The organism is Andreesenia angusta, assembly GCF_001855385.1.
Classification (GTDB): domain Bacteria; phylum Bacillota; class Clostridia; order Tissierellales; family Gottschalkiaceae; genus Andreesenia; species Andreesenia angusta.
The window spans coordinates 367,349-390,916 of the sequence record NZ_MKIE01000001.1; the positions used below are offsets into that span (position 1 = coordinate 367,349).

At 45.7% G+C, this 23,568-nt stretch carries 24 protein-coding genes; 6 read left to right on the top strand and 18 right to left on the bottom strand.

The genetic code is table 11. The annotated features are described in order from the left end of the window. Positions 1 to 10: 10 nt before the first annotated feature. From EUAN_RS01720 to gloA, 11 genes are all read right to left on the bottom strand, one after another. Positions 11 to 910 carry a sigma-70 family RNA polymerase sigma factor gene (locus EUAN_RS01720; RefSeq protein WP_169817311.1) on the bottom strand — a complete coding sequence of 300 codons (900 nt, stop codon included), beginning with the start codon at positions 908 to 910 and terminating at the stop codon, positions 11 to 13. A 29-nt stretch (positions 911 to 939) separates the two neighbouring features. Beyond that, positions 940 to 1,605, bottom strand: coding sequence for a hypothetical protein (locus EUAN_RS01725; protein WP_143000696.1), 666 nt, complete (start codon positions 1,603 to 1,605; stop codon positions 940 to 942). Positions 1,606 to 1,641: 36 nt separating this feature from the next. Then, positions 1,642 to 2,235: a hypothetical protein gene (locus tag EUAN_RS01730; protein ID WP_071061010.1), complete on the bottom strand. Its 594-nt coding sequence runs from the start codon at positions 2,233 to 2,235 to the stop codon at positions 1,642 to 1,644. 59 nt (positions 2,236 to 2,294) lie between these two features. Then, entirely contained in the window at positions 2,295 to 2,639 is a 345-nt protein-coding gene (locus tag EUAN_RS01735) for a DUF1622 domain-containing protein (RefSeq protein ID WP_211266246.1), read from the bottom strand. A gap of 50 nt (positions 2,640 to 2,689) precedes the next feature. Then, positions 2,690 to 3,082: an OsmC family protein gene (locus EUAN_RS01740; protein WP_071061013.1), complete on the bottom strand. Its 393-nt coding sequence runs from the start codon at positions 3,080 to 3,082 to the stop codon at positions 2,690 to 2,692. Positions 3,083 to 3,262: 180 nt separating this feature from the next. Further along, positions 3,263 to 3,976: an MBL fold metallo-hydrolase gene (locus tag EUAN_RS01745; protein WP_071061015.1), complete on the bottom strand. Its 714-nt coding sequence runs from the start codon at positions 3,974 to 3,976 to the stop codon at positions 3,263 to 3,265. Between the two features lie 10 nt (positions 3,977 to 3,986). Beyond that, the gene (locus EUAN_RS01750; protein ID WP_071061018.1) at positions 3,987 to 4,664 is read right to left on the bottom strand and encodes a uracil-DNA glycosylase; all 678 of its coding nucleotides are present in this window, start codon (positions 4,662 to 4,664) and stop codon (positions 3,987 to 3,989) included. Between the two features lie 28 nt (positions 4,665 to 4,692). Further along, positions 4,693 to 5,496, bottom strand: a complete 804-nt coding sequence (locus EUAN_RS01755; protein WP_245674427.1) for a GNAT family N-acetyltransferase — start codon at positions 5,494 to 5,496, stop codon at positions 4,693 to 4,695. A 19-nt stretch (positions 5,497 to 5,515) separates the two neighbouring features. After that, positions 5,516 to 6,274: an exodeoxyribonuclease III gene (locus tag EUAN_RS01760; protein ID WP_071061021.1), complete on the bottom strand. Its 759-nt coding sequence runs from the start codon at positions 6,272 to 6,274 to the stop codon at positions 5,516 to 5,518. A gap of 56 nt (positions 6,275 to 6,330) precedes the next feature. Then, positions 6,331 to 8,868: a RyR domain-containing protein gene (locus EUAN_RS01765; RefSeq protein WP_071061023.1), complete on the bottom strand. Its 2,538-nt coding sequence runs from the start codon at positions 8,866 to 8,868 to the stop codon at positions 6,331 to 6,333. Position 8,869: 1 nt separating this feature from the next. Then, the gene (gene gloA, locus EUAN_RS01770) at positions 8,870 to 9,259 is read right to left on the bottom strand and encodes a lactoylglutathione lyase (RefSeq protein ID WP_071061025.1); all 390 of its coding nucleotides are present in this window, start codon (positions 9,257 to 9,259) and stop codon (positions 8,870 to 8,872) included. Between the two features lie 134 nt (positions 9,260 to 9,393). Here gloA and EUAN_RS01775 point away from each other — a divergent pair, with 134 nt between their 5' ends. Both EUAN_RS01775 and EUAN_RS01780 read left to right on the top strand, forming a co-directional pair. Beyond that, a complete protein-coding gene (locus tag EUAN_RS01775; RefSeq protein WP_071061027.1) occupies positions 9,394 to 10,464 on the top strand; it encodes an XdhC family protein in 1,071 nt (356 codons plus the stop codon). 74 nt (positions 10,465 to 10,538) lie between these two features. Next, a complete protein-coding gene (locus EUAN_RS01780; protein WP_071061029.1) occupies positions 10,539 to 11,561 on the top strand; it encodes a branched-chain amino acid aminotransferase in 1,023 nt (340 codons plus the stop codon). A 36-nt stretch (positions 11,562 to 11,597) separates the two neighbouring features. On the opposite strand, the gene bioA is transcribed toward EUAN_RS01780, so the two are convergent. The 5 genes from bioA to bioF are packed head-to-tail and all read right to left on the bottom strand — an operon-like array spanning position 11,598 to position 16,288. Continuing rightward, on the bottom strand, positions 11,598 to 12,971 hold the full coding sequence (bioA, locus tag EUAN_RS01785; protein ID WP_245674417.1) for an adenosylmethionine--8-amino-7-oxononanoate transaminase: 1,374 nt from the start codon (positions 12,969 to 12,971) through the stop codon (positions 11,598 to 11,600). Further along, entirely contained in the window at positions 12,946 to 13,560 is a 615-nt protein-coding gene (gene bioD, locus EUAN_RS01790) for a dethiobiotin synthase (RefSeq protein ID WP_071061031.1), read from the bottom strand. Before bioD ends, bioA begins: the two co-directional genes overlap by 26 nt. 4 nt (positions 13,561 to 13,564) lie before the next feature. Further along, a complete protein-coding gene (bioC, locus tag EUAN_RS01795) occupies positions 13,565 to 14,374 on the bottom strand; it encodes a malonyl-ACP O-methyltransferase BioC (protein WP_071061033.1) in 810 nt (269 codons plus the stop codon). Beyond that, positions 14,371 to 15,111: an alpha/beta fold hydrolase gene (locus tag EUAN_RS01800; protein ID WP_071061035.1), complete on the bottom strand. Its 741-nt coding sequence runs from the start codon at positions 15,109 to 15,111 to the stop codon at positions 14,371 to 14,373. Before EUAN_RS01800 ends, bioC begins: the two co-directional genes overlap by 4 nt. Continuing rightward, a complete protein-coding gene (gene bioF / locus EUAN_RS01805) occupies positions 15,104 to 16,288 on the bottom strand; it encodes an 8-amino-7-oxononanoate synthase (protein ID WP_071061037.1) in 1,185 nt (394 codons plus the stop codon). Before bioF ends, EUAN_RS01800 begins: the two co-directional genes overlap by 8 nt. A 139-nt stretch (positions 16,289 to 16,427) precedes the next feature. Here bioF and EUAN_RS01810 point away from each other — a divergent pair, with 139 nt between their 5' ends. The 4 genes from EUAN_RS01810 (at position 16,428) to EUAN_RS01825 (ending at position 20,196) form a co-directional block, all read left to right on the top strand. After that, entirely contained in the window at positions 16,428 to 16,919 is a 492-nt protein-coding gene (locus EUAN_RS01810) for a methylated-DNA--[protein]-cysteine S-methyltransferase (RefSeq protein WP_071061040.1), read from the top strand. A 48-nt stretch (positions 16,920 to 16,967) separates the two neighbouring features. Next, a complete protein-coding gene (gene ric / locus EUAN_RS01815) occupies positions 16,968 to 17,687 on the top strand; it encodes an iron-sulfur cluster repair di-iron protein (protein ID WP_071061042.1) in 720 nt (239 codons plus the stop codon). Between the two features lie 71 nt (positions 17,688 to 17,758). Then, positions 17,759 to 18,589 carry a deoxyribonuclease IV gene (locus EUAN_RS01820; RefSeq protein WP_071061044.1) on the top strand — a complete coding sequence of 277 codons (831 nt, stop codon included), beginning with the start codon at positions 17,759 to 17,761 and terminating at the stop codon, positions 18,587 to 18,589. Positions 18,590 to 18,600: 11 nt separating this feature from the next. Further along, entirely contained in the window at positions 18,601 to 20,196 is a 1,596-nt protein-coding gene (locus tag EUAN_RS01825) for a complex I subunit 5 family protein (RefSeq protein WP_071061046.1), read from the top strand. A gap of 43 nt (positions 20,197 to 20,239) precedes the next feature. Here EUAN_RS01825 and EUAN_RS01830 read toward each other — a convergent pair whose 3' ends face one another. Both EUAN_RS01830 and EUAN_RS01835 read right to left on the bottom strand, forming a co-directional pair. Continuing rightward, positions 20,240 to 23,059, bottom strand: coding sequence for a phosphodiester glycosidase family protein (locus EUAN_RS01830; protein WP_071061048.1), 2,820 nt, complete (start codon positions 23,057 to 23,059; stop codon positions 20,240 to 20,242). Continuing rightward, positions 23,056 to 23,556, bottom strand: coding sequence for a flavodoxin domain-containing protein (locus tag EUAN_RS01835; RefSeq protein WP_071061049.1), 501 nt, complete (start codon positions 23,554 to 23,556; stop codon positions 23,056 to 23,058). Before EUAN_RS01835 ends, EUAN_RS01830 begins: the two co-directional genes overlap by 4 nt. Positions 23,557 to 23,568 lie beyond the last annotated feature (12 nt).

Sequence of the window (23,568 nt, forward strand, 5' to 3'; positions counted from 1 at the left end):
AGGTTTTTCTCTACCAGTCTTTCAGATCCGCTATCTTCTTCTTGTTTCTGAGCTTCCAAAGTGCCTTGGCCTCTATCTGCCTTATGCGCTCTCTAGTCAGGCCGTACTTCTGTCCTATCTCCTCAAGCGTCCTTTCATTCCCGTCTTCTATGCCGTATCTGAGTTTAAGTATATCTGCCTCCCTCTCCGACAGAGCCCTCAGTCCGAGCATTATATTCTCTCTGAGCAGGTTTATGGCTATCTCGTCAAACACTATGTCCTCAGAGTCGTCGCTCGATATTATATCCGAAAGCGATATGCTGTCCTCTTCCCCGATCTCTATGTCCAGAGAAGTCAGCCTTCCCCCGAATAGTTTCTCGTAGTCCTTTATCTCATTGTACCTGTCTCTGTCTATGTCCAGCTTCTCTTCTATCAAGTTCGCCTTCTCTTCTTCACCTATGTCCTCGTCAAGATCTTCCTCGAACTTTCTAAGCTTCAGCATCTGTTCCACCATGTATACAGGGATTCTTATTGAGTTGTTCTTGTTTGAGATCTCCCTCGTCATGCTCTGTTTTATCCAGTATAGCGCATAGGTAGAAAAGCTGTTGTTCTTAGATATGTCGAACTTCTCTATAGCCCTCATAAGCCCTATATATCCCATCTGGATCAAGTCGTCCTCGCTAAGGCAAGAGCCCTCTATTACCCTTGCATACTTTCTAGCCTGCTTTTTTAGCAGACTGTAGTTGACTATTATTATTATCTCCAGTATGTCCTTGTCCCCTGTCCGCTTATACTCTCTGATCAAATCTATATTATCCTTGAAAGTATAGTTTTCATAGTCTGCCTCTCTCATTCTGTTTATATAAGCATCTGAGCTCATTCCTATCACCTGCCTTCTAGTATATATACCCTTTATTTTTATTTTTCCCAAAAAATAAATAAATCGCAGAATATCTGCGACTATTTATTCATATACACTATTTCTCTGCCGGATATATTGGATTCTATCCAGGACTCCATCCTAGAACCCTTCATGATTTTTCCGGAAAGTTCTCTGTCATTGGTGTAGTAGAGCAGCTTGTCTTCGTATATATAGGCAACGTACATATCTCCGGTTTCATTTAGCTGCATTATGCCTGCGAGCTTTCCCTTTAAGTTAGATATGTTTCCCTCTATGGAGTGAAGACTGTTGCTGTTGTCTAAATCGACTCTCTTGGCATTCGGTATGCTCTTCACAAAATACGAATAACCTTCAGCACCTAAGAGATACCTCATGTTCCTGACTATGTCTCTGTCTCTTAAAATTGTACTGTAAGGATTTTTCCCTAAATAGCCCTTTAAGTTGGGGTACGCTATGACTTCTTCGGAGTCGGCAGCTTCTGATCCAGTCTGCTCTTTTTCCTCAAGCTTCTCGCTTTCCCCACTATCTTGATCCTTCGTGCCCTCTGCGTCCTTTTCGGTTGAAATCGCCGCACTTAAACTCTGTCCAGCTTTCTTCAGATCTTCTAGGTACTGCCCGAAGTCAAAGAAACCTCTAGAGGAAAACCTATAGCTAAACAGAAAAGACCCTACAAACACTACTGCCACCAGAATCGCCAGTGAAATGCCTGCTTTTCTATATCTCATAATTATCTCTCTTTCTAGATATCTTCTGAATCTCAACTATATCTTGGTCTCGTTGAGCACCTTGCTGAGCATCTCGTTGAGTCTTAGACACATTATGTCTTCATATCTGTATATCAGCATCTCGTCTTCATAAGTCTCCACCCTGTGCCTGAATATGTCCAGATTGTTTTCAAGCTTCTCTATCTCTGAATCTAAAAACTCAGGCGTTATATCTTCTTGTATGTCGTAGAAAGCCACTTTTCCCTCTCTAGAGTCTATGGCACTGACTTTTTCAAACTTGTCTTCTCTGTCGTTTACCATCAGGTCTATCTTAAAGCTCATCCACTGGTCCCCTGAAGTCACTATAAAGTGTATATAGTCAGCTATGTACAGCCGAATATGGTGTGAGTTAAGCTCGCAGTAGAAAGTCTCGTTCATCCTGTCGTTGTCGTACGACTGAGCTGGATAGTACTCTTTCTCGTCTAGATACTCCTTTATGACGTCTTTCTTTGTCATAAGGAAATCATGCTTTCTGCTTGAAATCTCTTTTAGAAGAGTGTCCCTCTCCTCTAGACCTCTTTTCAGCCTCATAAGCTTCTCTCTTATGTCATCATCATAGTCATTTATATATATTGTTGTAAGTTTATTCAAATTCATCTCCTCCTCGATATGTTAAATATACCCCAAATACTGCTCTATGAACAGTGAATTTACATATTTTCTTTGAGCTCTTTGTCTAGAAAATAGGATATAAAAGTCCTTATTACCACTATGCTTGCAAGCCTTATCATCTCTTCAGACGTAGGGTTCGCTATAGTCTCTATTATATCTGCCGCTATCAGAACCTCTAGCCCTAAAAGCAGATGTCCCCCTAGCCTCTGTCTTATATCCCTTCTCTTGGTCTGGGACGCTTCGCTGTGTAGATCTCGCTTTATCTCGTTTTTTATAAATCCTGTGAGCGCTACTGCCACTCCCCATATTATTATCATGGAAGCTGCCGCCCCTATTATTTCAGATATATGAGTCAAAATCTGCCTAGTAACTACCTCTATCAAGCCCTATCCCTCCATATACGCGAAAAAATAAGTGCTTTCGCACTTATTTTCTATAGTAGTTTCATCTCAAAGCTTGGCGGATTGGCCAGATGCTTCTTGACTGTGCAAAGCTCCATAGACTTCTGTATTGCATTTTTATACTTGTCTGGGAATCCCTCTGGAAGAGTCAGACTAAGTGTCATGCTGCCTATTAGTCCTGTCTCGGAGTCTCTTTCTCCGTCTAGCTCAAGCTTAAGACCTTCGGTACTCAGCTCCTTGCTTTGACAAAAGCTCACAGCGTATATGCCTGCGCAAGTCGCTATGGAAGCCAGGAAAAGGTCAAACGGCGACGGAGCCGAGTTCTCTCCTCCACCAGCCACAGGCTGATCTGTATTGATTGTAAACCCCTTAGTATGGGCATCCACTTTCTTCCCTCCAGGGAAGCTAACTTCTACCATTGCCATATAATCACCTCTATTTCAATTTTATATCTGTATAATACTATACCCATAATCCATGGCTTTTACCCGAATTTAGAATTTAACTTTCTCTTAATATAAACTTAATCTGAATCTGTTATATTCTTTTTAACAGACAAGCTAACGACTAAATTTTGAATATATACTCCTAAGAGGGAGAGCCAACTATCCAGCTCTCTCTCCTCCTTTTTTTGAGATGCCTTCATAAAAAGCCTCTAGGTAGAATTCATCCTCCGTTGTCAATTCAAGCTGGCACTCCGACTTAAGCTCTTCTAGCGAACCGTATTTTTCCGAAGTCTCTCCAAGCTCTATCATTCTGTAGAGCATGTCTTCCATCTCGGCTCTGCTGTAGGGGTCCTTGTGCGAAGTCACATATAATTCGCAGTCATAGCTCAGGATTCGATCTGATATTCTGCGCACGTTCTCAAGCGAATGGTACCTTCTCTCACCCCAGAAACCTCTGTATGTAGCATCCCCAAGAAACATTATCTTTTCATTCTCTACATATACAAGCGACGAGTCGTCCGAGTGATCTCCGCCTATATGCTCTACGATGCATTTCACTCCTCCTAGATCCAACTTAAGCTTTTTTTCAAAGCCTATATCAAGACCTGCTTGCTCCTGTGTTTTGCAAGATCCTAATGAGATCAAGTTCAAATATGGTATTCCACTTATATGGTCCCAGTGGTGATGCGTTATCGCCAAATACTTTATATTTTTGACGCCCATAGAATTTGCACATTCCAGAAACTCCTCAGCGTGATCTACAGAGCTGCCTGCATCTACCATAAGACTGCACTTCTCGCCTACAACAAGTCCAAGAGTTGGTCTAGCGCCGCTGTACTCCATGTAGTGAACTTTTCTGCTGTATGATTTCATAACTTCACCCCTAAATATTCTCTATCTGCCAGTCTATCTCGTCTCTCCCGGCCGATTTCAAGAAGCTGTTCGCCCTTGAAAAAGGCTTCGATCCAAAGAACCCCCTGTGTGCTGAAAGAGGGCTTGGATGTACCGACTCTATGACTAGATGTCTAGCTGTGTCTATTAGACTCTTCTTGGCCCTGGCGTTGTTGCCCCAGAGTATGAATACCATGGGATCCTCTCTCTTGCTTAAAAGCTCTATAATCTTGTCTGTGAGTATTTCCCAGCCTTTTCCGCGGTGGGAGTTGGCTTCTCCCGCCCTGACGGTGAGCACGGCGTTTAGCAGTAACACACCTTGATCTGCCCACTTCTTGAGGTATCCGTTGTTTGGAACGTAACAGCCCAGATCGTCTTCAAGCTCTTTGTATATGTTCTTGAGGGAAGGGGGAGTTGCAACCCCTTCCTTCACTGAAAAGCTGAGCCCGTGAGCCTGACCTTCCCCGTGGTAAGGGTCCTGTCCAAGTATTAGAACCTTTGTATCGCTGTAAGAGGTGTAGTCTAGTGCGCTGAATATGTCGTACATGCTTGGATATACAACATGATTTCTGTACTCTGATTTGAGGAACTCCCTCAGCTGGAGATAGTAGTCTTTTTCAAACTCCTCTCTCAGCATCTCGTTCCAGTCGTTTTTCAATTTCACTGCCATTTCATCACTCTCTTTCACTATTTCTTCTCTAGAAAGACAGAGACTCTGTAAACACCTTTACAGGGTACCATCTGTAGTGCTTAAAAGTAGTGTAGCCTAGCTTTTTGTAGAGATGCTCTCCTGCTTCTGAAGCCTGTAGAACTACAGCACTAGCCCCTCTGTCAAATCCTTCGTTTGTGGCTGATTGGACTATGTAGGCTCCAAGTCCCTCTCTTCGCTTCTCTTCGACTACGCCTACCCAATATATCCCGGCCATGTCTCCTGAGAGCACTGTGAGCGCCGAGGCCACTGGCTTCTCGCCTTCGTATATCAGCTTTGCGCTTACGTCCTGGGACTTAAGAGTCTCTATTTTTCCAAACATATGCTCTGCAAGCTCGATGTCTTTTTCAAAAGAACCAGAAACCACCTTCGCAAAGTCCAGCCTGTCTAGATCCGACTCCACCGATTTTATGGAATAGCCTGATTTAAGCTCTACACCTTCTATCTTCCTGTCTATGACCATGGCCGCCGAGCCAGGCTCTCTCTTTGGAGCGTATCCGCTCTGCTTAAGCAAATTCTCCAGCTTCTTGTTTTCTGATCCACTGACCCAGAACACGTAGTTCCGCTCGAGCGAATTGAAGTAGCTTTCCGCAGCCCTCATGGTTTCCGCCGCATATGAGTCGTCCAGGCAAATAGCCCCGTTTAAATGACCGTCCTCGCTGTCTTTCCCTATGGTGAATAGTACATATTTTGAATTCTCCACCACATCCCCTTCAGGCAGCACCGCGGCCCTAGATTTTATGGCCTGTATCAGGTTTTCATCTGCTTTCTTTGAAACCTTCTCTTTTTCCATTTTCAATCCCTACTTCCCCCTATTTCATATCCAATTTCAGTGTGACGGGACAGTGGTCGCTTCCCATGACTTCAGAGTCTATTCCCGCACAAGCTATATGCTCTTTCAGCCTATCTGAAACCAAAAAGTAATCGATTCTCCACCCGGCGTTGTTCTCTCTGGCCTTTCTCATATAAGACCACCAAGTGTATGCTCCTTCTTGCTCAGGATACAGCTTTCTAAAGCTGTCGGTGAATCCTGACTCTATTAGCTCTGTGAGCTTTCCCCTCTCGTCGTCTGTAAATCCGGCGTTTTTTCTGTTGCTCTTCGGATTTTTCAGGTCTATCTCGTTGTGGGCTACGTTTAAATCCCCGCAGATCACAACCGGCTTTATCTCGTCATATGATTTCACATGCTTCCTGAATATGTCTTCCCATACCATCCTGTAGTCCAGCCTTGCCAGCTCTCGCTGGGAGTTCGGAGTGTATACATTCACAAGGTAGAACGCTTCGAATTCAAGCGTTATTATTCTCCCCTCCAGCTCGTTCTCTGTTTCTCCAATTCCGTAGCTTACACTCAAGGGCTCCGCTTTTGTAAATACAGCTGTCCCAGAGTAGCCCTTCTTCTCTGCATAGTTCCAGTACTGAAAATACCCGTCCAACTCCAGATCTATCTGACCTTCTTGAAGCTTTGTCTCCTGAATACAGAATACGTCTGCATCCGCAGCTTCAAAGTAGTCCATAAAACCTTTTTTAACGCACGCCCTCAGGCCGTTTACATTCCAAGATACAAATTTCATAACATCCTCCATCTTTCGTTCTAGCTTTGCTTCTCATTCTACCAGATTTTCCAGGACTAGAGGTATTCGTTTGCGGAAAATTTAAGCCTTTCTATGGAAAAATTGCATTCAGCCAGTATCTCCGGCCAAATCCTGACCATCTCCTTGACTTTCTCCTTTATAGCTCTAGAGATTTCCTCCCAAGGGACCAGTTCCGGATCTGTCTTTTTCTCGCTGTCTTTCACCTCTCCATATGACCATCCAGTCTCTTTCTTGTGGTAGTACCATCTGTTGTGCTCGTACTCGGCCAGTATTTCAAGCTCGTTTTCAGTGAACTTTATCGGCCTAGGGTTTTCCTTTACATAGGATATGTCGTAGTGGACTGTGAGCAGAGCATTTGTGATATGCTTGGCCTGGTCTCTGCTCGAATTCTTGAGCTCCTCGTCCAACTCGTCCCATGGCTTTAGAAACTCCGGGTTTATGTCCTTGTTTATAAGCCTGTACCTCTCGTGTATCTCCATGGCTATCCTCTCCAGCTTTTCACTGTAGAAAGCGTCGTGCATCAGATGCCTGAGGAACTGGTCTTCGTCCACATGGAGCTTTAACTGCTCTTTTGAAGGAAGCTGGGACTGTCCCCATTTCTTGGCGTTAGTCAGCATGCTCATGTCAAGTATGGCCTCTATCGACCTGGACTCGTGCTTGTACCTCGAAACCTTCAAGAGCGCTCTAAGCACTCCGCTGTCTATCTTGGCCTTTCCGTTTTCCTCTAGCAGGTGTGGAGCTTTTAGCTCTATAAGCGTTCTGAGTATCACAGCCCTTCTTATTATATAGAGCTGGTCATATGAGTCGCTCACCTTGTTAGGCCCGAGTATGTTTACGTAACCCCTGAGCCTGCTCACAAAGTCAGGACCTTTTGCGTCCCTGAACTCCGAACCCTCCTCGCAGAATTCATCGTATGTGCTGCTTGTCCCTCCTGCAAACACGAATATAGCTCTGCCTATAGGGTGGACCGAGTCTCCATCCCTGAACTCCCCGTCCTGCATCGGAGCCAGCAGGTATTTCAGCCATCCCAGCTTCCCTCCGAAAGCCGAGTCGAATTCGTCAAAGAACACCAGCGGTATCTTCTGCTGAAGCGACAAGTCTCTCACCTTATGAAAGGCTTCCGCCAGATTGTCTATGTCCCTGAACTGCGAGAGATTAAAATTCAGCTTCTCTATCCTGTTCGGGGCGATGCTCTTGGCTATCTCCGTGACCCCGAAAGACTTTCCAGATCCAGGTGTTCCAAATACCGCTATAGAGAGCGGCCTTGCCACCGACTTGCTGGAGATATACTCCTCCATGAGGTTCTTTATGCTTCTGTAGCTCTCTATCTCTGTCCTGTCCACAGATTTCAGATTCCCAAACTTGGATACAGGTACAAACTTTAATACATCCTTGTCTCCGCATTTGACTATATCCTGAGCTATCTGGGCTATGCTCGCAGAGCTCTTATCTTTCAATATATACCAGTCTAGGTATGAATCCATGTCCATGTAGTTTGGGATTCTCACGTCCTGAACATGCTCTTTCAGCACGTAGTCCGACTTTGCGCTCCTGAATATCTCGGGGCTCGGAAAAGGGCAGTCTTTGCACATGCTTCCGAAGCCTTCTACGTAGTATTTATTGGAGGCCACCATCCCAAGCCTTATCCCCTCGTCTATGGCCATGTCCAAGCTCTCCTTGTTGTAGTTCATCTCCAGTATGCTCTTCGAGAGTCCGGAGACAAAACAGGAAGTCAAGCCGTAGATTTTGCCTCTCTCTTCCCTTATAGTCTCGCCTTCAAAGGCGTAAGGCAGGAAGTAGAGCTTGTACTCCACGACGCTCTCATTCCTGTAGTATATGGCCCCTTCAAGCCCAAATGGAACTACAAGGTGTTTGCAGTTCAGCAAAAAAGAAAGTCTGGGGTTGTTGTTCAGCTGCCATACGAAGTCCTGTGAAGTCTTCTCCCAAGACAGACTCTTGCTTATGTTGACGCCTTTCAGTCTCAAGTCGTCGCTGTTTATGACTATGACCGTATTTTCCAGATGGTTCTTCTCCAAGTGCTTCCAGAGGGGATTCGAGTCTATGGGGTTGTTCATCTTGTATATTATGGTAGGACGCTTCCCCTCTGTGACTATGCCCTCTGGCCAGTACTCCGGCGACTCGTTGAATCCGTTGTTCTCGTCGTCTATTATTATCAGCTTTGAATCCGGGTCATCCTGCTCTATCTTCAAGAGCTTTGGCCTGCCGCCGAAGGGCTCGGAGAACCCTAGAAATCGCTTCACTCTGTAGACTTTTTTCTTGGGCGTCTTGGGGTGCTTTGGGTACTGCTCCAGCTCCGCCGTAGAGCTCAGGAACTCCCCAAGGCTGTCAAAGTCTATTTCGTCGAGTTTGGGCGAAACCACGTTTGCCCCGGTGGATATGCCCACAAACTTTGCAAGCAGCAACGACTCTCCAGGCCTAGAAACGCTGTGGACATGCGAGTAGCCTTCCCAGTTATGCCCGTGTATCTCCTTGGGCTTTGTGATCCACTGCGTTCTATTTATGCTTATGTCACCTGAAACCACTATGTTGAAATTGCCGTAGTTTCGCTCCATCTTAATCTTCCTCTGCCCTTATCATCTCCACTCTGTAGCCGTCAGGATCTGTCACAAAGTAGAATGTCGGCGGAGTTCCCGGAAGCCCGCTTAAGTTTGTAACACTGTATCCCATCTTTTCATGCTTCTCTCTCGCGCCTTCAAGGTCTTCAACTTCCACTGCTACATGGCTGTATCCATTTCCTATGATGTACGGCTCTTTCTGATCGTAGTTGTAGGTAAGCTCCAGCTCGTACTTTCTGTCTTCGTCGCTCAAGTACACCAGTGTAAATCCATGTTCGGGGAAATCCTTTCTCCTGGTCTCCACTAGCCCTATGGCGTTTTTGTAAAACTCAAGTGATTTCTCTAAATCCATAACTCTTATGCATACGTGCAGCATCTTAACTTTCATATCTGTTCATCTCCTTTAATTCTTACTTACTCAATATTATACCCTCTCAATAAAATTATATTGGTCTATCGGGAGAAATTACTCCTCATTTTATTGTATAATGTCTAAAAGAAGATTTATAGGTGGTGTTTTTCATGTTTGAAAACTTGTATTCTGAACTTCTAGAAGCTCTAAGCCATGGCGAAGAAGTCGCACTGGTAAGCTATATGAACCCTGAAAGTCCAAATTCAGGCTCTATCGTAGGCAAGAAGCTAGTCTCCCGTGCCCAGTTAAAAAACGGACCAGGTGAGTCGGGACTATCCCCTGAAGCAGAGCTTATATATGAAAGCTTCAACACAGGTGTTCCTCAGTCCAGAAATATAGATGGAAGATTTATAATGGTAGAGCCTTATTTCCCTAAGCCAAGGCTTATAGTCTTTGGAGGTGGCCATATAGCAAAGCCCCTTTCAGAGCTTGCAGCTAAGTCGGAGTTCGACGTCACAGTTGTAGACGACAGGCCTATGTTTGCCAACAGCGGCCGATTTCCAGAAGCCCAAAATGTGATCTGTAAGAGCTTTGAAAACGCTTTCGACGAGCTAAAGCTCAGAAGCTCGGACTTTGTGGTGATAGTCACTAGGGGCCATGTGCACGACGGAATCTGCATAAGAGAAGCTCTAAACCACGAGCTATCATATCTCGGCATGATCGGCTCTAAGCGAAGGGTCAAGGGCATGATGGACACACTGAGAGAAGAAGGCTACTCCGAGGAAAGGCTTACATCTGTTTCTTCTCCTATTGGGCTTGATATCGGCGCTGTAACCCCTTTTGAGATAGCTGTGTCTATAATCGCGGAGGTCATAGAGTACAGACGGCTCCGAAACGGTGGAAGAGACAGTGCCAGAAACAAGAAGTTCAACTGGCCCGAGTTTGATAGAGAGGTGCTTGAGACCATGTGTGCTCCAGATAAAAACAGAGCGCTTGTGACCATAATCTCGTCTAAAGGCTCTGTGCCTAGAAAGGCCGGAGCCAAGATGGTAGTCTACCTCGATGGAAGACTGCTTGGAAGCATAGGAGGTGGCTGCAGCGAAGCCGGTGTAATAACTCTTGCAAGGGATATAATAAGAGACAAGGGCTACTGCATATCATCTGTAGATATGACCGGTGAAGTGGCCGAAGAGCTGGGCATGGTCTGTGGCGGAGTTATGGACGTATTGATAGAGTCATAATTTAATCCGACAAAGACATTCTGTGATATAATATTAATTACAAAAACTTAATTCAATATATTGGAGTGATTTCTATGAGCAATACGGTAAACATCGACTGGGATAAACTTGGATTTGACTACATCAAAACAGAGTATCGCTATATATCTGTCTGGAAAGATGGAAAGTGGGACGAAGGAACTCTTACAACAGACAATACGCTTCACATAAGCGAGGCCTCCACTGCACTTCACTACGGACAACAGTGTTTCGAAGGTCTCAAGGCCTATAGAAGAAGCGACGGAAAAGTACAGCTCTTCAGACCTGACGAAAATGCCAAGAGAATGAACAGAAGCGCTGAAAGGCTTCTGATGCCGGAGGTTCCTGTTGAGAAGTTCATAGATGCCTGCAAACAGGTTGTAAAGGCAAACGAGGGATATGTTCCGCCATACGGAACTGGAGGGACTCTATACCTCAGACCTTTCCTTATAGGTGTTGGAGACAATATAGGGGTCAAAGCGGCTCCGGAGTATATTTTCTCTGTGTTCTGCGTGCCAGTTGGCCCTTATTTCAAGGGCGGAATGACTCCTGTAAACTTCCTTGTTTCAGACTACGACAGAGCTGCTCCTTACGGAACTGGGGCGGCCAAGGCAGGCGGAAACTACGCGGCCAGCCTTTATCCTCTTTTGAAAGCGAAGGAAGCTGGTTTTGCAGACTGCATCTACCTAGACCCTGCTACGCATACTAAAATAGAGGAAGTTGGATCTGCCAATTTCTTTGGAATAACAAAAGACGACAGGTTTATAACGCCTGCTTCTCCGTCCATACTCAGAAGCATCACTAGGATATCCCTTATGGATATAGCCCGCGACTATCTGAAGCTGGAAGTTGAAGAGCGCGACGTGCCTATAACCAGCCTTTCAGACTTCAAGGAGGCTGGAGCTTGCGGCACTGCGGCAGTTATCACTCCTATAGGTGGAATAAAGCACGGTGACGACTTCCACGTGTTCTACAGTGAAGAGGAAGTTGGGCCTGTTACAAAGAAGCTATACGAGACGCTTTGCGGAATTCAGTTTGGAGATATCGAAGCTCCTGAAGGCTGGATATTCGAGGTTTAGAATTCAAAAGACGGACCCTGATGGGGTCCGTCTTTTTTATGCTCCGAAGTGCTCTTTTATCGAATTTGCTGCCACGTCTGTCATAAAGTCCATGTCATCTTGATCCACAACATACGGGGGCATAAAGTATATTATATTTCCCAGCGGCCTAAGCAGCACGCCTTTCGTGACTGCTCTCTTGTATATCTCGTACCCCACTCTCAGATTGGGGTCGAACCCTAGCTTGTTCGCCCTGTCTGATACAAGCTCTATGGCCCCTATCATCCCTAGCTGGCGGTATTCGCCTACCTGCTCTATGTTTTTTATCTTCTGGGTCACCATATCGTACATAGCCTTGGACTTTTCCCGGTTTTTATCTAGTATGAATTCGTCCTTGAATATATTAAGCGACTCCACCCCAACTGCACACGAAAGCGGATTTCCCGTGTAGCTGTGGGAGTGTAGAAACGACTTCATCTTGTCGTAGTCATCGTAGAAAGCTCTGTATATCTCGTCTGTGGTGACTGTCAAGGCCATGGGAAGGTACCCTGCCGTAAGCCCTTTCGACAGGCAGACTATATCAGGCACTATTTTGGCATGGTCTATTCCAAACATCTTCCCTGTCCTTCCAAAGCCCACCGCTATCTCATCTGCTATAAGGTTTATTCCGTAGCAAGTGCACAGCTTCCGCAGCTTTTCAAGGTATTTAGGGGAGTATATATTTATTCCCCTTGCACACTGCACCATGGGTTCCACTATTATCCCGCTTATATCCTTATGCTCTCTTGAAACCCTCTCTTCCATAAGCTCAAAGCACTCGGCCTCACAGCTCTCTCTTCTAAGCCCGTATCTGCACCTGTAGCAGTCCGGCCCTTCCACTCTTTTCACGTCTAAAAGCATGGGGCTGTATATGTCGCTGTAGAGACCCACTCCGCTTACAGACAGCGCCCCTATAGTCTCGCCATGGTAGGCCCCCTCCAGAGACAGAAACTTTGTCTTTCCGCTCTGGCCAGTCTGCATATGGTATTGAAAGCTCATCTTGAGCGCGATCTCCACAGCAGAAGAGCCGTTGTCGCTGAAGAAGACCTTGGAAAGCCCGTCCGGCAATAGCTCAACCACCATCTCAGACAGCTCTATTGCGGGGCTGTGCGAAAAATTGGCGAATATCGCATGCTCCAGCTTGTCCACCTGAGCTTTCAGCGCCTCGTTTATCCTCTTGTTCGAATGTCCAAACAGATTCACCCACCATGAGGACACAGCGTCTAGATAGCTTTTCCCGTCCACGTCGTAGAGATAGGCCCCCTCCCCTCTCGCCAGCACTATCGGAGGGAAGTCCTCGTAGTCCTTCATCTGCGAGCAAGGATGCCATATATGTTTCAAGTCCCTCTGCTGAAGCGATTTCATTTCATCGCTGTAAAAACAGTTTTTCAACGTCTTCCACCCCCTTGAATTCAGTTATGACCTCTAGTCCAGTGTACGCCTCTACGACTCTCTTGTTGTCTTGCTCAAACTCGCTGCCTGCATATCTATTCGCAAATATTGACCTTACCTCTATTCCCTTTGACTTCAGGAATTCATAAGACAGCAGCGTGTGGTTTATTCCACCTACCCTCAGCTCGGTCACGAGTAGCACCGGGACTCCCAGCTCAAGCATCATCTGCCACATGTAGTACTCTCCCCTTACGATCGGAACCACAATGCCTCCAGCGCCCTCTACAATTATGTAGTCGGCATTTTCCGCCATATGGTTGTAGTCGTCAAGTATCTTTGCTCTCGATATCTCGACTCTTTCCAGCTCAGAAGACAGATGCGGAGAGCAGGGCTCCTTCATGGTGTAGCTGTTGGCCACTCTGATCCCGCAGCCTGACAATTCGTCTGTGTCTCCGTATCCTCCACTCTGCACAGGCTTGTAGTATACGGCGTGCTTTCCTGATTCTACTAGCTTCTCTGAGATAGCTCTAGAGACTACAGTCTTTCCTATGTCTGTATCTGTTCCCGTTATAAATATAGACTTCTTCAATTCCTCACCTCTCCACAGTTACGTAAATGCAGTGGTAACTGGCTCTTATCTTTTCTTTTTCCCTGTAGCTTTGATCGTATATCTCCATTGTGCGCTTTATAATTCCAGGGCTGTTTGTAAGCATGTCGCTTTTGCTGTTGGCGCCTATCTTCTTTATGGAGTGGAGAAATTCTTTCGACGAATCAAAGTACTCGTACTCCATCTTCTCTTCTAATTTTATTTTGCATTTAAGCCCGATTGACTTGGCGCTGCGCTCAAGCATCAGTTTAAGTTCTGGCAAACTGTAAAAGCTCTGTCCCAGTCTCGCTCCGTCGAACGAGTTTTTTTCTAGTCTTGCCTTCTTGAAAGCTTCGTTTAGCTCCCAGAAGTTCTTTTCCCCAAAAGTCGAAAACGTCATGAGCCCTCCTGTCTTCAAGCATCCAGTCAGCTTGGAGAACGTGGACTCTATTTCATTTAACCACTGAAATGTGGCGTTTGAAACGATCAAGTCGTATTCGCATTCAAAGTTGGCACTCTCTACATCTTCACAGCGAAACTCGACTATCTTGCCAAACTTCTTGCTTGACTCTTCTATCATCCCCGGGGCTATGTCTAGAGCGTGTAACTTAGGATTTTCAAGCTCTCGCAAGAGGAGTCCTGTCAGATACCCTGTGCCGCAGCCTATCTCCAGTACATCCAAGTTGCTCTGTTTTTTTGCAGCAGCTTTCACTTCCCCGATCAGCTTCTGAGACATCTTCTTCTGCACAAGAGCGTAGCTGTCATAGCTGGATGCGCTTGCGCTGAACCGCCTGCGCAGAGAATTTTTGTCTATCATGCGTCATCTCCCCTATCCATAAACTCCTCTATATACTTAAAGCAAAGCTCCTCTTCAGTCAAGAAAGGGACATGCCCACATCTCTCTATAGTCTTTAACTCAAAGCTGTTCATATTTCTCTCCGCCATGTACTTTGACGCCTCTACTGGCACTATCATATCCGCTTCACCGTGCACCATCAGCGTAGGGACGCTTAAACCCTGAACGATCTCCCTCAAGTCTGTTTTTTTGAGGTATTCGAGCCCCAGTTTAAGCTGCTCTATATCTTGAGCCTTCAAGTTATCTAGCCCTGACTTGTCCAAGTTTCTCTCTATTTCGCTTTCAGAGAAAAGACTGGATCTGAACGAGCTCACTGTCTCCTCGCCTCTCAAGTCCAGATTCCTTATCATCCTGTCCAGAACCTTGGCTCCCCATCCCGCCCTGTACCCACTCTCTTTGTCTTGGGTAAACCTAGAGGTGGGTGATATCAGTATCAGCCGGTCCAAGGGCTTATATAGCTCTGCCGCAAGTTCAAGGGCCACAATCGCACCTAGCGACCACCCCAGTAGACTTACACTTCTAGCTCCTGCTTTTGAGATATGTTCACTCACCCTGTCTTTGAAGGATTCTGTAGAGCAAATGCCCTCCCAGTCCAGATGCTCTATTTGAAATCGACCTGAAAGCGAATCCGAGAAACTCCCCCAGATATTCTTGTCCATGCTCCACCCCGGAAGCATTATCAGATACGGCTTATCCATCTGCACCAACTCCTCTTGTTATTCCAAGCTCTGCTCCTAAATCTTTCAAAACCTCCAGCGCCCACTCCAGTTCTTCTCTCTTGTGGGTCGCCATTATTGTCACCCTCAGTCTGCTTGTGTTTTTAGGAACCGTAGGCGGTCTAATGCACGGTATGTAGATTCTGCTCTCCATAAGCCTCCGGCTGAACTCCATCCCCAGGTCTGAATCTCCCACCAGTATGGGTATTATAGGTGTAACTCCATCTGGAACTGAAAAGCCCATAGCCTGAAGTTCAGCCCTGAACCATGCGCTGTCTATCCTTAGCTTCTCTCTTGAAAAGCTTTCGCTTTCCACTATAGATATGGATGCTAGCGCTGTAGCCAATGTGGCAGGGGACAGCGCTGTAGAGTAGACGAAGCTCTTGGCCCTATGCCTCAGGTATTCCACTATCTCTTTTCTGGAAGCTATAAATCCCCCTTCTCCCCCCAGCGCCTTGCTGAGCGTCCCCATCTGAATGTCCACTTCTCCTTCCAGCCCCAAATACTCCTCTGTGCCTCTTCCATGCTTTCCTATGACACCTGTGGCGTGGGCGTCGTCAACCATAGTCATAGCCCCGTGACGCTTGGCTATGCGCAGTATGTCTTTAAGAGGGGCTATGTTCCCATCCATGCTGAAAACTCCGTCTGTGACCACAAGGTTGTTTTTGCCCTTGTACCGTTTCAGTTTTTTCTCCAGGTCCTTTATGTCGCAGTGTTTGTAGACCACGAATTTAGCTTTGCTCAGCCTGCACCCGTCCACTATGCTTGCGTGGTTCAGGCGATCCGAGAACACTGTCCAGCTCTCGTCTGTAAGGCCAGATATAGTCCCTAGATTCGCCATATATCCGGTGTTGTAGACCATGCCACACTCTCTTTTTTTGAAGCTTGCTATCCTCTCCTCAAGCTCCCTGTGGAGTGCCATGCTTCCCGTGGTCAGCCTGGACCCTCCACTCCCTACACCGTACGTTTTTACGGCCTCTATTGCAGCTTCTTTCAGCCGCTCGTCATTGCACAGCCCCAGGTAGTTGTTAGACGAAAGCAGTAGCACTCTTCTCCCGTCTATTACTGCACTGGAGCCTTGCGCCGAATTTATATACCTTAGCTCCCGATATCCTCCGCTTCGCTTTATATTTTCAATCTTCTGCCCTATCGAATCCATCTTTTCCTCCAAAACAGCTATGTAGTTAGAATAAAATAAGTCTATTTTAAAAACCAGTCATTGTCAACCTATTTTATTATTTAAGTTGACAATCATTTTTGATATAATGTACTTATCAATTATATCGGAGGTGCTTGGAATGAATTATGCTTTTAGCTATTCTACTTGCGCAGGTGATGTGGTGATTGTGGAAGACGGCAGCTCTGTAACATCTATCTTTTTCGGAAACGACATTCCCCCAGACGCAGTCTATTCCGAAACCCCTCTCTTGAAAAAAGCCTTCAACCAGGTACAAGAATACCTGCGAGGCGACAGGAGGGAATTCAGCTTACCAATAAAGCTTGAGGGAACCGACTTCCAGAAAGCTGTGTGGGACGCTCTCCTATCCATTCCATACGGCGAGACGAAAAGCTACAGCGAAATAGCTTCAGCTGTTGGGAATCCACGTTCTCAAAGAGCTGTAGGCTCTGCTTGCTCTAAAAACCCCATTCTCTTGGTGGTCCCTTGCCACCGTGTAGTGAGCTCATCTGGAGCCACTTCAGGGTATGCGGCAGGAGTGGCTTTAAAAGAGAAGCTCCTGGAACTTGAAAAAAGAATTTCTCAAAGTTTTGATTCAAGTCACATAGTATAGGTATATTTAGTAATATAATGTATCTATATTGATATGGAGGGGATAATCATGAGTGAAGAAAACAGAACGAGTATAGACACCTCTCTTTCCCTTGGAGAGATAGTGCTGAGTTTTCCGGATTCTGTAGAGCTATTCAACATGTACAAGCTGGACTACTGCTGCGGAGGTGACCAGAAGCTTTCGGAAGCTTTCGAGGATTTGAAGGGCGAAGGCGTGGACACAGATAAGCTGCTTGAAGAGCTAAACAGAAAGTACAGCGCTTTTCTTGAAAAGAAAGAAGAGATAAGAGACTGGAGAAGTGAAACTCCATCGGGCCTTATAGAGCATATACTGAACACACACCACGTATATACAAAAAAGACGTTGCAAGAGCTCGACGACATGGTTTTAAAGATCTTGAAGGTTCACTTCAAGGATTATAGCGAAGAACTTCTAGTGGTTCACTCTCTCTTCGGTTCTCTGAAGACAGAACTTGAAGCTCATCTCATAAAAGAAGAAGAACAGCTTTTCCCAATGATCTTGAGCTATGAAAGCAGCAGCGACGAGTCTCTGCTCTCAGATATAAGAAAGTTCATCTCTGAAACCGAGTCAGAGCATGACGCTGCAGGGGATATTCTAAAGGAGCTTGAAGAGGTGACAAGAGACTTCACTCCACCTGATGGAACCTGCACCACTTTCAAGAGGGCTTATATGACTCTTGATGACTTGGAAAAAGATATCTTTACACATATACATCTCGAAAACAGCGTGCTTTTCAAGATGTTTTAGAAAGCCAGACATAGAGACAAAGCTCTATGTCCGGCTTTCTTGTTTTCAATTTTTCTAAAGGAGGAGATTTTTTGTTGAAAATAGGATGCCACCTGTCCACTTCCAAAGGCTTTAAAGCCATGGGAGTTCAGGCGCTCAACATAGACGCAAACACGTTTCAGTTTTTCACCAGAAACCCAAGAGGAGGTAAGGCAAAGGCCATAGACGAATCCGATGTAGAGTCTCTGCTTGAGATAGTCTCAGAGCATGAGTTTGCATCTCTGCTGGCTCACGCACCGTATACGCTAAACCCCTGCTCCAACTCTGAAAGCACAAGGGAGTTTGCGCTTCAGGTCATGGAAGACGACCTTCGCCGTATGGAGTACCTTCCTGGAAACCTCTACAATTTTCACCCTGGAAGCCATGTGAAGCAAGGTGTAGATCTGGGCATAGAGCTTATAGTTGAGACGCTGAACAGCGTGCTTAAGCCCGAGCACAGGACGACCGTACTGCTGGAGACCATGTCGGGAAAGGGTACAGAAGTCGGAAAGACTTTTGAAGAGCTCAAGAGGATTATAGACGGTGTAAAGCTCTCAGACAAGATGGGAGTCTGCTTAGACACCTGCCATGTCTACGATGCCGGCTACGACATAGTGAACGACCTAGATGGAGTTCTAGCTGAGTTCGACAGCATCATAGGGCTTGAAAAACTTAAAGCCATTCACCTAAATGACAGCAAGAACCCGTTCAAGAGCCATAAAGACCGCCACGAAAAGATAGGAGAAGGCCATATAGGCTTTGAAGCAATAGAGAGAATTGTGAACCACTCTGCTCTTCGCGATCTGCCGTTTTTCCTTGAAACCCCAAATGAGATACCTGGATACGCCGACGAAATACGTGCGCTTAGAAGCGTATATCGCTAGGGACGGATAATATGAGACTCTATTTTCTGATAATGGCCCCTATCTTCCTAGGCCTTTTTATGTATGTCCACCCTCTTAGAAAGCTACAGAATGCCACTATCTTGGTGCAGTCAATTATGCTCTGGGTAGCTTTCGGGAACTTCTTTTCCATAAAGATGTCTGGATCTCCTATTACAGCTAGTCTAGGGGATGACAGTGTGCTTGGGATAGCCCTTCAAAGCGACCTTGTCTCGTCAGTATTTGTCATACTTATAACAGCGCTGTTCTTGATATTCAGCATATACCTCTACGACAGCTTGCTTGAAAACGAGATGTTCCTCTTTCTCTTTTTCTCAGTCGAAAGCATGATAATACTGACTTTCCTTTCTTTGGACCTTTTTAATGTTTTTTTGGCAATCGAAATTTCGACCATACTCGCCGCGCTTCTCATAACTCTAAAGCGAGAGCGGCGCTCCATGTATGACGGAATGATTTTTCTGATGACCAATACAGTGGGAGCCCTGTTCTTCCTCCTGGGAGTCGCAATGCTCTACAAGACTTTCGGAGTTTTAGACATATTCGAGATAAAGAAGCTTATGTACGGTGTTTCTCCGCGAGCAGTTTTGATTCCATACTCGCTTATAATGACAGGGATTTCTGTCAAATGCGCTTTTATGCCTGTGTTCAGCTGGCTTCCAAAAGCACATGGAACTCCTGGAGCTCCGCCTGTAGTGTCCGCTATGCTCTCTGGAGTTTATATAAAAAGCGGACTATATATCTACATAAAGCTGAGGGACATGTTTCTTCCGGCCGTGGATATGGACGAGTTCTTTATTCTAGTCGGACTGCTGACTTCTGTGCTGGGAATTGTATTCGCACTTATGCAGGTCGACATGAAGCTGATACTGGCTTACTCCACCATATCCCAAATGGGGCTTATACTTGTGGCCGTATCTATAAGCGACAGCTACACCAAGGCTGGAGGTCTTCTTCACATAATGAACCATGCCATGTTCAAGTCGCTGCTCTTTATGGCCTCTGGGATGATAGCCTATCAGTACAAGACACGGAATATAAACAAGATACGCGGTGTCTTCAGAAAGCTTCCTATCACCAGCTTCGCCATGATATTTGGGATACTTGGAGTGACCGGTGCCCCGCTTCTAAACGGAAGTCTCTCTAAGTACTTTATACAGTCCGGCATAAAAGGCGCTTGGATAGAGTCTTTTATGGTGTTCATAAACTTCGGGACAATGCTCTACTTTGTGAAATTTGGAACTATGCTGATACCAAAGCCAATCTGCAATACCACTGAAAGCGAAAACCCTTACAGAGAGCTTGCGCTGGGGCTGCTTGGGATGGCTTGCCTCTTAACAGGACTTGGGGCGTCGTTTATCTCTAGCTATTTTCTAGACATACATGTAGAAGTGGATATCTACTCTTATCTAGAGAAAGTCGCCCTATGGATAGTTCTAATAGTGATTAGCTTGATAGTATACTCTTTATTTGTGCACAAGAGACCATTTTTTGAGGAATCCCCAAGAATAGACCTTTCTTTTAACAATATCTCACTTTCAATAGTGATACTGTTTTTTGTAATTCTAGGTTCGGCATACTTTACAATATAAAAAATCCAGCTCAATGCAAGCTGGATTTTTTACATGCTCTTAGCTATTTAATTGAAAAGTAAATCATCTTTGCAACTTCCGACCTTTGAGCGCTGTTCCCCGGTCTGAAAGTCTTGTCGTCATACCCGTTTACTATTCCCTTCTCCACAGAAAGCGCCACATATGGAGCTGCCCACTCCGGTATGCTGTCTTTGTCAGCAAAGTCCACCGGGTAGCTAGAATCCTGCTTTAAGCTTCGTCCTATTATGGTTACTATCTCGGCCCTGCTTATGTTGGCCTTTGGATTAAATCTCTTGTTTCCATCTTCGTCTACATATCCTTCTATTATGCCTGCCTCGTAGGCCGCATATACATATGGCTTAGCCCATTCGTCTATATAGCTGTCGTCTGCAAACTTAAAGCTGCTGTTTGAAACTATGTCTATGTTCTGCGAAGCCACTATCAGCTTTGCGAACTCCTGTCTAGTTATATTGCTTTCAGGATAATATCTGCGAGCTCCGCTTCCGTCTATCGAGCCGCTTACAACTCCCATCTCATAGAGCTTCATGACGTACTCTTCACTCCAGTTACCCTTCAAATCCTTGAAGACAGATTTGTCTTCCACAGGTTTTTCTGGTTCTTCTCCTGGGTCGACTACAATGTTTCCGTAGATTGCAGTTATATCGTCTATATAGATTGCGCCTGCTCCCTTTTTGCTGGTGCTCGTCTCCATATACCTCACGATTAAGTCTAGTTTTATAGGAGCCACCTTGCCTTCAGGAATCTTTGCCTCCACGTACTTCCAGCCTGTCCAGTCGACTCCTGGACTTGAAGTTGTAAAGTCCACTGTAAATGGTTCGTTGTTGCCGTCTCTAAATTGAGATCGAAGCCAATGTCCTTTTCCGTCCCCATATACCCACATGCCGACTTTAGTTGGGTATTCAGGTATATCTATATAGCTTTTGGCCTTGGCGTAAACGCCTGAAGTCCCCGGCTTGCCCGTGAAGTCGTAGGATATTTTCATCGAGCTGTTTCCACTTCTCACCGGCGCTCCTGAAGCTTTAGACGCAAGTGATAAGTCTATGCTGTTGTACTCTGCGCCGGCTTTTATCCACTTGTCGACTCCGCTTTCAAACCCCTCCAGCGAAACCGGCAGCTTTCCAACGCTCACCTTAACTTCTGTTTTGACGCCTCCAATCGTCGCGACTACCTTCCCATTTAATCCCGATTTGTCTTTGGCCGTAAAAACTCCGTTTCCATCCACTGTGCCTATATCGCCTTCGACAGTCCAGGTAAAGGAGCTGTCGCTTACAACCACTTTTTTGCCGTCAACATAGGCCTCTGCATTCAAGTCTATTTTCTTTCCAGGGTCTACAGATACAGAGCTGTGAGACAGCTTTATCTCGTCTACCTTTGAAACTACCTCTACAGGTATCTCTCCGGCCGCTCCGCCACTTAGCGCTTTTATCTTTCCGCTTGCACCTGAGCTTGAAGCCTTAAATCTACCCGTACTGCTTATCTCTCCTACTCCGCCTTCTGTAGCCCAGAACACAGTGTCGCTTATCTGGGCTGGATTGTAGTACTTATCCGCACCTTTCACGCTCAAGCTGTATTCACTTCCCGCGAATACTCTGAGCTTGGAAGGCGATATGACAAGTTTCTCAAGCGCGCCGCTAGGAGCTGTGCTTATAAATAAAAGCCCATTTGCGTTCGCTCTCTCTTTTCCGTCGGAAGGCCTGTTTACAAGCGATACACCTTCTTCACCAGGCTGTCTGGTGGCAAAAGTTGTAGATCCTCCTCCGTCAAGGTTCAGGGCGTTTACAACTCCCATCTCCTTCATCATGACTGCCAGATCTCTAAGCGATATGCCCTCGCTGAATCCTGCTTGCCTTCCATCTACAGCCAGTGCAACTATCTTGCCGTCTGACTTTACACCTATTGCCGTTCTAGGATTTTTCGTATTGTCCAGCCCTTCTTGGACTACTCCATTTTTCAGAAGTATATCCCTTCCTCCAATGGCTTCAACCGTGTTGGCCCACTGTCCATCTACCTTGAAGTCCATGCTGACTGTTTCGCCTACCTTCAGTTTTCTGAGCTTGTCTCTCTTTTCTCCATGCCCAGACAGCACCACAAATCCATCTCTAAGCGCGGCACTTCCTTTCTCGTCTATTATCTCCACTACCTCGGCCGTCATAGTCTTTCCAGCTTCTGGTCTGCCAGATAAGACTTTAAGCACCACTTCTGTTCCGTATTCATTTGTCCTCGTGTTCTCAGCGTATTTAGGAGTGTAGAGTATCAAGTCTGAGACGCTTCTATTTTTGTTCACATGGTTTATCTTTACCTTCTCTGTCGCCATGCTGTCTGCCGAAAAGCTTATGTCAAACTCAGGCGTGCCTATGACTGTATAGTCGCTTTTGTTGAAGCCTATAGCATGCCAGTTAGATGAAGTGGCCACTATCTCGCCGTCCATTATCATCATGCCTATAGGTATGCCTGACGGGATATCGTAAAAGTCTCCATTTATAGCTCCTACAACTGGGTTTCCGCCAGTGTAGAACGTGTTTGCCATTCCTGTAGTAGTCTGATGGCCTGCGAGCTTCCCGTTTGAAAGGCTAGTCGCCACCTTGAAGTACTCGTTGTAAGGGTCCATCTCCAGCTTGTACACTTTCTGGACTCCAGAGCTTCCTTCCACCTCGTATATAGTCTGATGCATATCGGGGCCTATTGTCTTAGTGCTCTCGTCCACCACTCTCCCAATCGAAAGTGACTCTCCGGAAGCAAACGCCACCTCCTGTAAAACAGCTATATTTCCTGCACTTCCAAGCATAATTGCCGCTGAAAGAGCTACCGCAATACCTCTTTTAATCTTTATTCTAAAGCTCAACTCTCCACATCCTCTCCGTTTATTTTCGCCTTCAATTTTTTTGCAAATATATCTATTTCTTTCTCGTTAAGAGTTGTATAGTCTTCTTTTATCTGAAAAACTTTTTTGAACAAGAGCTTTTTTATAAACCCAAGCTTCTGTAGATCTATCCCATGACCTAGATGTGCTGTGCAGAAACTGGTCTGTAAAAGGTCGAATCTAAAGTTGGCTGTAAAATATTTTTTAGAGTTGTCTCCTTCTTCTCTTGAGCAGATATAGACTCCATGGTTTCTCTTCATTATCTCCTCTAGGTTTTTCTCAATGAAGGACTTAAGCTCTTTTGAAACTTTCCCTGCATAGATTCCCGAGCCCAGTATTATATTGTCATAGTTCTCTACATACCCCCGCTCCCTCTTTAAGTCTATCAAGTCCACTTCTCCGCCTATCTTCTTTTTGAGCTCTGTTGCCGCTTTTTCAGCAGTTCCATGCTCTGATGTGTAGAATATTCCTGTTTTCATCTTTTTCCTCCT

Bases quoted from the DNA above. Each gene is read 5' to 3' on its own strand.
- EUAN_RS01725 (WP_143000696.1), bottom strand. From the start codon at position 1,605: ATGAGATATAGAAAAGCAGGCATTTCACTGGCGATTCTGGTGGCAGTA.
- EUAN_RS01740 (WP_071061013.1), bottom strand. From the start codon at position 3,082: ATGGCAATGGTAGAAGTTAGCTTCCCTGGAGGGAAGAAAGTGGATGCC.
- EUAN_RS01745 (WP_071061015.1), bottom strand. From the start codon at position 3,976: ATGAAATCATACAGCAGAAAAGTTCACTACATGGAGTACAGCGGCGCT.
- EUAN_RS01750 (WP_071061018.1), bottom strand. From the start codon at position 4,664: ATGGCAGTGAAATTGAAAAACGACTGGAACGAGATGCTGAGAGAGGAG.
- EUAN_RS01755 (WP_245674427.1), bottom strand. From the start codon at position 5,496: ATGGAAAAAGAGAAGGTTTCAAAGAAAGCAGATGAAAACCTGATACAG.
- EUAN_RS01760 (WP_071061021.1), bottom strand. From the start codon at position 6,274: ATGAAATTTGTATCTTGGAATGTAAACGGCCTGAGGGCGTGCGTTAAA.
- EUAN_RS01765 (WP_071061023.1), bottom strand. From the start codon at position 8,868: ATGGAGCGAAACTACGGCAATTTCAACATAGTGGTTTCAGGTGACATA.
- gloA (WP_071061025.1), bottom strand. From the start codon at position 9,259: ATGAAAGTTAAGATGCTGCACGTATGCATAAGAGTTATGGATTTAGAG.
- EUAN_RS01775 (WP_071061027.1), top strand. From the start codon at position 9,394: ATGTTTGAAAACTTGTATTCTGAACTTCTAGAAGCTCTAAGCCATGGC.
- EUAN_RS01780 (WP_071061029.1), top strand. From the start codon at position 10,539: ATGAGCAATACGGTAAACATCGACTGGGATAAACTTGGATTTGACTAC.
- bioC (WP_071061033.1), bottom strand. From the start codon at position 14,374: ATGATAGACAAAAATTCTCTGCGCAGGCGGTTCAGCGCAAGCGCATCC.
- EUAN_RS01800 (WP_071061035.1), bottom strand. From the start codon at position 15,111: ATGGATAAGCCGTATCTGATAATGCTTCCGGGGTGGAGCATGGACAAG.
- bioF (WP_071061037.1), bottom strand. From the start codon at position 16,288: ATGGATTCGATAGGGCAGAAGATTGAAAATATAAAGCGAAGCGGAGGA.
- EUAN_RS01810 (WP_071061040.1), top strand. From the start codon at position 16,428: ATGAATTATGCTTTTAGCTATTCTACTTGCGCAGGTGATGTGGTGATT.
- ric (WP_071061042.1), top strand. From the start codon at position 16,968: ATGAGTGAAGAAAACAGAACGAGTATAGACACCTCTCTTTCCCTTGGA.
- EUAN_RS01825 (WP_071061046.1), top strand. From the start codon at position 18,601: ATGAGACTCTATTTTCTGATAATGGCCCCTATCTTCCTAGGCCTTTTT.
- EUAN_RS01835 (WP_071061049.1), bottom strand. From the start codon at position 23,556: ATGAAAACAGGAATATTCTACACATCAGAGCATGGAACTGCTGAAAAA.